The organism is Cupriavidus sp. WS, from assembly GCF_000395345.1.
Taxonomy (GTDB): Bacteria; Pseudomonadota; Gammaproteobacteria; order Burkholderiales; family Burkholderiaceae; genus Cupriavidus; species Cupriavidus basilensis_B.
Genome location: NZ_AQPL01000116.1, coordinates 1 through 8,802 on the forward strand (window position 1 = coordinate 1; position 8,802 = coordinate 8,802).

The following is an 8,802-nucleotide window of genomic DNA, read 5'->3' on the forward strand; positions in this document are numbered from 1 at the left end:
CGCCTTCGGCGGCGCGCGGCGCGGTTGCGCGGGCGTTGCCCGCGGGCGCGTTTCCCGGAAGATGGCGCGTACTGGCATGCACCGTCGCGGCCACGCCAATGCGGTCTGCCCTGGCGGCGCGGACAGCCGTGCAGGCCGCGGGCGGTGCCTGTGGTGTTGTCCTTGCTGCGTGTCCTGCCGCGCGCGCTACTGCGCTTCCTGTGGCGGTTCCGTGCGCTGTTCCTGGCGCGGCTCCTGCGCTTCCTGCGGCCACACGGCGTCCACGTCCCGGAGCAGGTGGCCCGCCAGGATGTAGTCGCCCAGCCGGGTGGCCTTGGCCTCGAGATCGAGCAGTTCGTGGTCGGCCAGCGTGCCGAGGTCGAACTGGCAATACAGGTTGCGTTGGCGGAAGGTGGTCTTGGTCTTGGCCAGCCCCTCGATCAGGGCTTCGCGTGAATGGACGGCGATGCTTTCCTGTCCCCGGTACTGCACTTTAATGCCGCGTTTCTCTCCGAGCCGGCCCAGTTCGACGGCATCCTGCCATCCGGTCTCATAGTCCAGCTCAAGGGCCAGCACATCTTTCGATGCGAGAAGCCGAAGCGCTTCTGCTTTGCTGCTAGCTCGCACTATTGACATCCACACCTCTTATATCGACTTGGAGACACTATCAAAAAAATCCTGGCGTCATTGCGCGGTCGCGGCAGTGCGGTCACGGCAACTACCGGCTGACTATGCCGGCTGAATGCACCGGCCGAACCGTTCGTGCCGTCCGCGGCCGCGTGCGTCGTGGCCAGGATCGTTCGGCTTTGTTCCGATAACGTCTCTTATATACTGTACGAATATACAGTCAACGCGCGGTTGCAGCAAGGGGTTGCCCCCGGGCCGTCCGCGTTGCCGCGCCGCGAGCGGCCTGCGGCGCCCGCGGCGGCCTCCATTTTCCTCCAGTCTCGTCGTTTCAGGGGGACGGCGTTGCCGTTTCCGCCGCGCTGTCCGTCTTCATGGTGGCGCCGGCGTTTTGCGCTGCCGTGACAGAGAAATCTCCGGCGTATATCTGGACCACCCTGGCCGGGTCCAGGTACTGGCGGATCGCCGCGTTGACCTGCTCGACGCTCGCCGTGGCGATACCTTGCTCGAACTTCGTGACATAGCGCATGGTGCGTCCCAGGAACAAGTGGCTGGCCAGCATGCCGGCCAGCGATGCGTCGCTGGTGCGCGCCAGCGCGCCTTGCTGCAGCAGGCCGCTCCTGGCCTGCCCCAGCTCCTCCGCCGTGATGCCGCGCGCCGCCAGCCGCGCCAGTTCCTCCTGCACGCCGCGCCGGAGCTTGTCCAGGTTCTGCGGCGCATAGGCCGCCTGCATGCCGAAGCGCCCGTTGCCGTCGAGCGCGCCGACCCGCACGAAGCTGCCCACACTGTAACTGATGCCGTCCTGCTGGCGCAGGCGGTCGGCCAGGCGGCTCTTGAGCGGGTTGCCGCCGAAGACGCGGTTGGCGATCACCAGCGCCGGATAGTCGGGCGCGTCGCTGGTCAGCGGCACCGGCAGCGCCGCCATGTAGACGGCATTGGCCTTGCCGGCGGTCTCGCGGGTCAGGCTGGCCGGCGGCAGCGCCACGAACGGGCGCGCGATGCGGACATAGGGCGCCCGCGCGCGCCAGTCGCCGAACAGGCTGGCCAGCTGGGCGCGCGCCGCCGGCTGGTCGAAGTCGCCGACCAGCGCGACCTGCCCGTTGTCCGCGCCGTAGAAGCGCGCGTGGAAGGCGCGCACGTCCTCCAGCGTCAGCCGCGTGAGCGCGTCCATGTCTTCCTGCGGCGTGGCCACGTAGCGCGGGTCGCCGGCGGGGTAGGGGTTGCCGTGCCGCCCGAGCGCGGTGGCGGCGATCGTCTCCGGCCGTCCCAGCCCGCTGGCGATGCCGGCGATGGCGTTGGCGCGCAGCGTCTCGAACTCGGCCGCGGGCAGGCTCGGCGCGCGCAGCACGTCGCGGATCAGCGCCAGCGTCTGCGCCAGCGTGTCGCGCCGCGCCTCGAAGCGCACCGTGACCGCTTCCTCGTCGCCCTGCACCGAGACCGAGGCCTTGAGCGCGGCCAGGCGGTCCGAGATCTGCTGCCGGTCCAGGCTGGTCGTGCCGCGCATCAGCATGGCGGCGGTGAGGTCGCCGGCCGCGCCCAGCCCGCGCAGGCTGTCGAGGTCGCCCATGCGCAGCACGATGCGCCCGCTCACGGTCTGCCCGCGGCTGGGCTTGGGCAGCAGCGCGAACTGCATGCCGTTGGCCAGCGCGCCGCGCAGCGTGTGCGCCTCGATGTTCTCCGGGCTGGGATCGAAGGCGGCCACCTCGGCCTTGGTCGGCTGGGGCCGGAAGCCGGCCACCAGCGCCGCGACGTCCGGCGCGGCGGGCATCGCCGCCGGCGCCAGCGCGGCGTTGGCTGTCTCGCCGGGCATGTCGAGCGGGATGAAGCGGCCGAGCGTGCGGTTGCTCGGGCGCAGGTAGTTCTGCGCCACGCGCTGCAGGTCGGCCAGCGTGACCTGCGCGGCCTGGTCGCGCGCGATCAGCAGCAGGCGCCAGTCGCCCTTGGCGATGGCCTCGGACAGCGCCACCGCGTAGCCGGCCGGATTCTCCAGCAGGCGCTCGTAGGCGTTGAGCAGGCGGGTGCGCGCGCGGTCCAGCTCCACCTGCGTCACCGGGTGCGCGCCGAAGCCTTCCACCTGCGCCACCAGCGCCGCGCGCGCGGCTTCCAGGTCCTGCGTCTTGCTCACGCCGGCGGCGAACAGCACCGAGCCGGGGTCGCGCATGGCCGCCACCGAGCCGGACTGCCAGGTGGCGCGGCCGGTCTCGACCAGCGCCTTGTACAGGCGCCCGCCGGCGCCGTCGGAGAGGATGTCCGCCAGCAGCTGCATGGCCACCACGTCCGGGTGCGCGCCCGGCGCGATGTGGTACTGCACGGCCACCATCTGCGCGTCGCCGGCGCGCCGCAGCGTGACCTCGCGCGTGCCTTCCTGCGGCGGCTCCACGGTGTACTGCGCCGGCAGCGTGCGCGCCGGCTTCGGAATCGGGCCGAAGTACGCGCCGATGCGCGCCAGCGTGGCGGCCGCGTCGAACTTGCCGGCCACCACCAGCACCGCGTTGTCGGGCTGGTAGTAGCGGCGGTAGAACTCCTGCAGGTTGCCGATGGCGACGTGCTCCACGTCGCTGCGCGCGCCGATCGGCACCTTGCCGTAGTTGTGCCAGCGGTAGGCCGCCGCGCGCATCTGCTGCGCCAGCATGGGGCCGGGCTCGTTCTCCGCGCGCTCCATCTCGTTGCGCACCACCGTCATCTCGCTGTCGAGCGCGGCGCGCGCGATGAAGCTGTTGACCATACGGTCCGCCTCCATCTTCAGCGCCCAGTCCAGGTTCTCCTCGCTGGCGGAGAAGCTCTCGAAGTAGTTGGTGCGGTCGAAGCCGGTGGTGCCGTTGAACTGCATGCCGCGGCGCGTGAGCTCCTGCGCGATGGCGTTGCCGGGCAGCGACGGCGTGCCCTTGAACAGCAGGTGCTCGAGCAGGTGCGCCATGCCGGTTTCGCCGTAGTTCTCGTGGCGGCTGCCGACCAGGTAGGTCATGTTGACCGTGGTCACGGGCTGCGCCGCGTCGGGCGCCAGCAGTACGCGCAGGCCGTTGGGCAGGCGGTATTCGGTGATGCCCTCGGCGCTGGCCACCTGCGCCGGCGCGGTGGCGGCGGGTGTGGGCGGCACGGCGGGCGGCACGGCGGGCGCCGCGGGCGCGGCGGTGCTGAAGGCGAGGGCGAGCAGGCAGGTAAGGCGCTGGAGAGCGTGGCGCATGCGAAGGCGGCAAGAGAAGTCCGGAGGCCGATTCTAGCCGCTGCCGCGCGGCGTGGCGGCACGGCGCCGCGTTTTCCGAAATTTCCGCGTTTTGCCGCACCGCAGCAGGCCAAGGCAAATGTCCGAATCCGGCTAATGCCGCGCGCGCGGCGGGTTAGCATGCACGCTATGAAACTCGATCCGGACACCTGCTACAAGGCCGTGGCCTCGCACGACCGCCGCTTCGACGGGCGCTTCTTCGTGGGCGTGTCGTCCACCGGGGTCTATTGCCGGCCGGTATGCGCGGTGCGCACGCCCAAGCGCGAGAACTGCACGTTCTACGAGACCGCGGCGGCGGCCGAGAAGCGCGGCTTCCGCCCGTGCCTGCGCTGCCGGCCGGAGCTGGCGCCGGGGCACGGCCTGTCGGACCTGTCCGGGCGGCTGGCCCAGGCCGCCGCCACGCTGATCGACGAAGGCTTTATGGTGGACGCCGGCGTGGCCGCGCTGGCCGCGCGCATCGGCGTCACCGAGCGCCACCTGCGCCGGCTGTTCGACGCGCAGTTCGGCGTCTCGGTGCTGGAATACGCGCAGACCCAGCGGCTGCTGCTGGCCAAGCGCCTGCTGACCGACACCGCGCTGACGGTGACGGATGTCGCGCATGCCGCCGGCTTCGGCAGCGTGCGGCGCTTCAACGACGTGCTCAAGACGCGCTACGGACTCACGCCGCTGGCCATGCGCAGGCGCGCCGCCGACAACGTGGCCGACGAGCTCGTGTTCGAGCTCGGATACCGCCCGCCGCTGGCCTGGGCCGCGTGGCTGCAGTTTGTCGGCGTGCGCGCCGTGGACGGCATCGAGCAGCTCGGCGACGGCACCTACGCGCGCACGCTGGCCATCGACAGCGGCGGCGCCACGCACCTGGGCTGGCTGCGGCTCGAGCACGTGCCGCGCCGCCACGTGGTGCGCGTGACGCTGTCCGGCACGCTCGCGCACGTGATTCCGCAAGCGCTGGGGCGCGTGCGCCGGCTGTGCGACCTGGGCTGCCGGCCCGACGTGGTGGACCGCCACCTCGGCCCGCTTGCCGCCGAGGCGCCCGGCATGCGCCTGCCCGGCGCGGTGGACGGCTTCGAGATCGCCGTGCGCGCGGTGGTGGGCCAGGTGATCTCGGTCAGGCACGCGCGCACGCTGCTGGCGCGCCTGGCCGCGCATCACGGCCCCGCGCTGGCGCAGCCCGCGCCGGGCCTGCGCTATGGCTTCCCGAGTGCCGCCGCGCTGGCGCAGGTCACGCCCGAAGCGCTGCGCGAGATCGGCATCCCGCTGGCCAAGGGCCGCGCCATCCGCGCCATCGCCAGCCGCGTCGCGGCCGGCGAACTGACGCTGGACCCGAGCGCCGCGCCCGAGGAAACCATCGCGCGCCTGTGCGCGATCGAAGGCGTGGGCGACTGGACCGCGCAATACGTGGCGATGCGCGCGCTGGGCTGGCCGGACGCGTTTCCCGGCACCGACTACGCGCTGCGCAAGGTGCTCGGCATCGCCACCGTGCGCGCCATGAAGCAGCACGCCGCGCAGTGGGCCCCGTGGCGGGCCTACGCCGCCATCCACCTGTGGCGGCGTTATGAGGAATGCAAGGAGCCGGCGCCGGCCGGCCAGGAAAAGGCAGAGAAAAAGGACACGCCATGATTGCCTACCGCATCATCCCCAGCCCGCTCGGCGACGTGCTGCTGCGCGCCGACGAGGCCCGCCTGAGCGGGCTGTTCTTCGTGGGGCAGAAATACTATCCCGCGGCGGCCACGCCGGCCGCGGCCGTGCCCGCCGCCGCGCGGGCCGTCTTCGAGCAGGCCGCCGGCGAGCTCGACGACTATTTCGCCGAGCGCCTGCGGGCCTTCACGGTGCCGCTGGTGCTGGGCGGCAGCGCGTTCCAGCACGCCGTGTGGCAGGCCCTGTGCGCGATCCCGTTCGGCGAGACCGTCTCCTACGGCGGACTCGCCGCCGAGCTGGGCCTGCCGCCCACGCACGCGCGCGCCGTGGGCGGCGCGGTGGGCCGCAACCCGCTCTCGGTGATCGTGCCGTGCCACCGCGTGCTGGGCGCCGGCGGCGGCCTCACCGGCTATGCCGGCGGCACCGACCGCAAGCGGGCGCTGCTGCGGCTCGAGGGCACCGCCGCGGCGACCGCGCTGCCCATCCTGCGTCAGTCGGCGTTGGCATTTGCATGAGCGGGAGGGCGCCGGCCCGCCTTGCCGATTTATTCGCCGGAACAATGTCAGGTCATTAAGAAATAAAAAGGACATTTATTCGGATTTAATTCCCGCGATGCCCGGCACGGCCGAATAAATGCAATCGGCCTCGGCCGCCGCGTATGCTTCAATACGCGGAGAAATCCGCATCGCCGGGCGCGCCGGTCCCCGCCGCGCCGCATCCCGCCAGCCGCCGCGGCGCGGCGTTCATCGCGTGAAATGTCCATACATCCATAAACATAAATATCATGTAATTACGCGTGTAATAAGATTTAACATTTCATGAAGTGCTTAATGGTTCCACGACACCGACCTGTCATGTGATCGACCAATACTACCGGCGCCTCACAACAGCTCGATTTTCTTGCAGTTCCCCCGAGCTTCTCAATAAAAACGGTAGGTCCTCACATATCCCGGAGTAGGAATGTCATCGTTCCAATCACCCCGCAGTATTCTCATCCTGACTGCAGTCGCATCGGCCTGCGTGCTGACCGCCTGCGGCGGCGGAGACGACAATGCCAGCGCAGGCACCGGCGCCGGCACTGGCCCGAGCCAGACCCAGCAGACCATTGCCGGCGTCGTCGCCGCCAGTGGTTTCGTTCCGGGCAGCGCGGCCCAGCCCACGCTGAAGGCTGGTTACTATCAGGGCGCGCTGGTCTGCGCCGATGCCAACGGCAACGGCAAGTGCGACACCTCGGAAAACCCGGTCACCACCGATTCGCATGGCGCCTTCAAGCTGAGCGTCAGCGCGCCGGTCGCGCTGATCGCCGACGTTGGCGCGTCGGCGATCAATACCGGAACGGGGACCGCCGTGGGCAGCCGCGTCGCGCTGCGCGCATCGCTGGCGCAGGTGAATGACCAGATCGGCAGCAGCGTCGTGATCAGCCCGCTGTCGAGCGAAGTGCAGCGCCTGGTCGAAGCGAACAGCACGACCTACGCCGTCGAGAAGGCAAACCTGGCCCAGCGCGTCGGCGTCGGCGCCGACGCGGTGCTGTCGGACCTCAACGCGGCATCCGGCGCGACGCAGTCGGCCCTGCTGACCGAGGCCAACCAGCTCGCCAACCGCTTCACCTACGCGACCAAGAAGTTCGACCGGGGCGATCTCTATCCGGACGCGCTGTCCGTCTCCGGCGGCGACCCGGAACTGACCGGCATGGGCAACGTGACGGCCGCCACCGCCACGACCACCGACACCCGCGAGCCGATCACGTTCCTGCAGGCGCAACAGGCCGCCTTCAACCTCGAAGGCATTCCGCGTTACGACAACATCTTCATCGTGATGCTGGAGAACAAGGGCACGCAGACCATCCTGAATTCGCCGTATGCGCCCCACATCAACGAGTACCTGACCGCCGGCAACCAGTTCACCAGCTATTTCGCCACCGGCAACCCGAGCGAGCCGAACTACACGGCGCTCGGCGGCGCCGACGACTGGGGCATCACCGACGACAATCAGTGGAACTGCAACGCGACCGGCGCGAACGCACCGCAGGACACGCCGATGCCGGACAACACGCAGCCCGGCCTGGCCAAGTCGCCGTTTTCGGCCACCTGCACCTCGACGCCGAACGTCAACCACAACATCGTCGGCCACCCGAACCTGTTCAACGCGATCACGGCTTCCGGCATGACGTGGCGCACCTATAGCGAGTCGATGAACCCGGGCCAGGACTTCCGTACCGACAGCGTCGCCGACGCGGCCGTGACCGCGCCCGACAACGTCTACCCGCCGGGCACGCTCAACGGCAACGCCACGCAGGTCGGCAGTTCGACGGCCATCCTGCCGATGCCGGCCGGCCTGTACAAGACCAAGCACCATCCGGGCATGGCCTACCAGAACGTGCGCAGCGCGCCGGAATGGAAGTTCAGCAACCGCACGCTCGGCGGCGGCCAGTGGGATGCGGCGCTGAAGAACAGCTCCGACTACACGGTCCCGTCCAACTACGTGGTCGACCAGCTCGGCGCCGACCTGCAAAGCGGCGACGTCGGCAACCTGAACTTCCTGATGCCCGACCAGTGCGACGACATGCACAGCATCACGGTGAAGACGGCGGACGGCACCGTCACCGCGAGCGATTGCGGCGGCAACGCGATCATCACGCGCGGCGACAACTTCGTGCAGAAGCTCGTGACCAAGATCCAGTCCTCGCCGCTCTGGGCAAACCGGCAGAAGAAGGTTGCCATCGTGCTGATGTTCGACGAAGGCACGGCCACCTCCGGCTTCAATTCGTGCTGCGGCTGGAACCCGTCCAACGGCACGCTGGCCAATCCGCTGAAGCAGAATGCCGACGGCACGTTCTCGGTGGATTCGACGATCGCCAACTACACGCTCGGCAATCGCGGCCACGGCGAATCGGTCTACGCGGTGCTGACCAACCAGCCGGGCGCGCCCAAGCACGTGGTCGACAGCGACGCCTACAGCCACTTCTCGTTCGTCCGCACGCTGCAGGACATGTTCCAGATCGCCGATCCGCAGGTCGATACCTCGTACATGAACCGCTCGAAGTACACCGAGAAGTTCATTGCGCAGAACATCCTGAACCTGCCGGAGTACGCGGGTAGCGCCGATACGCACTTCGACTCGGTCCGCCCGATGAACCATGCGTACAAGATCCCGGCGACCTACACCGCGAAGCAGTCTTCCGACGTGAACACGGCGGCGCAGGTGGGTCCGGACGGCAACCAGACCAACGTCTGGGCAATCAAGTAAGGCGCGGCCCGCGCGGGCGCGGCACGGCGGCAGCAGCGGCCGTGCCGCATCATCGCGGCCCCGGGGCCGGCGGCGGCGGGCAGGACCAGCCGCCG

The 8,802-nt window shown here is 69.7% G+C and carries 5 protein-coding genes; 3 read left to right on the forward strand and 2 right to left on the reverse strand.

What is annotated here, in order from left to right:
• Positions 1 to 186 precede the first annotated feature (186 nt).
• Both K206_RS37995 and K206_RS0110925 read right to left on the reverse strand, forming a co-directional pair.
• Complete coding sequence (locus tag K206_RS37995; RefSeq protein WP_052165853.1) at positions 187 to 615, reverse strand: hypothetical protein; 429 nt, start codon at positions 613 to 615, stop codon at positions 187 to 189.
• Between the two features lie 319 nt (positions 616 to 934).
• Positions 935 to 3,787, reverse strand: a complete 2,853-nt coding sequence (locus tag K206_RS0110925; protein ID WP_020202451.1) for a pitrilysin family protein — start codon at positions 3,785 to 3,787, stop codon at positions 935 to 937.
• Positions 3,788 to 3,955: 168 nt separating this feature from the next.
• On the opposite strand from K206_RS0110925, the gene K206_RS0110930 reads away from it, so the two are divergent.
• From K206_RS0110930 to K206_RS0110945, 3 genes are all read left to right on the forward strand, one after another.
• Positions 3,956 to 5,443 (forward strand): AlkA N-terminal domain-containing protein, encoded by a 1,488-nt coding sequence (locus K206_RS0110930; protein WP_020202452.1) that lies wholly within the window; start codon positions 3,956 to 3,958, stop codon positions 5,441 to 5,443.
• Positions 5,440 to 5,976: a methylated-DNA--[protein]-cysteine S-methyltransferase gene (locus K206_RS0110935; RefSeq protein ID WP_020202453.1), complete on the forward strand. Its 537-nt coding sequence runs from the start codon at positions 5,440 to 5,442 to the stop codon at positions 5,974 to 5,976. Before K206_RS0110930 ends, K206_RS0110935 begins: the two co-directional genes overlap by 4 nt.
• A gap of 445 nt (positions 5,977 to 6,421) precedes the next feature.
• Positions 6,422 to 8,707 (forward strand): alkaline phosphatase family protein, encoded by a 2,286-nt coding sequence (locus K206_RS0110945; RefSeq protein WP_043366224.1) that lies wholly within the window; start codon positions 6,422 to 6,424, stop codon positions 8,705 to 8,707.
• Positions 8,708 to 8,802: the final 95 nt, after the last annotated feature.

Bases quoted from the DNA above. Each gene is read 5' to 3' on its own strand.
- K206_RS0110935 (WP_020202453.1), top strand. From the start codon at position 5,440: ATGATTGCCTACCGCATCATCCCCAGCCCGCTCGGCGACGTGCTGCTG.
- K206_RS0110925 (WP_020202451.1), bottom strand. From the start codon at position 3,787: ATGCGCCACGCTCTCCAGCGCCTTACCTGCCTGCTCGCCCTCGCCTTC.
- K206_RS0110945 (WP_043366224.1), top strand. From the start codon at position 6,422: ATGTCATCGTTCCAATCACCCCGCAGTATTCTCATCCTGACTGCAGTC.
- K206_RS0110930 (WP_020202452.1), top strand. From the start codon at position 3,956: ATGAAACTCGATCCGGACACCTGCTACAAGGCCGTGGCCTCGCACGAC.
- K206_RS37995 (WP_052165853.1), bottom strand. From the start codon at position 615: ATGTCAATAGTGCGAGCTAGCAGCAAAGCAGAAGCGCTTCGGCTTCTC.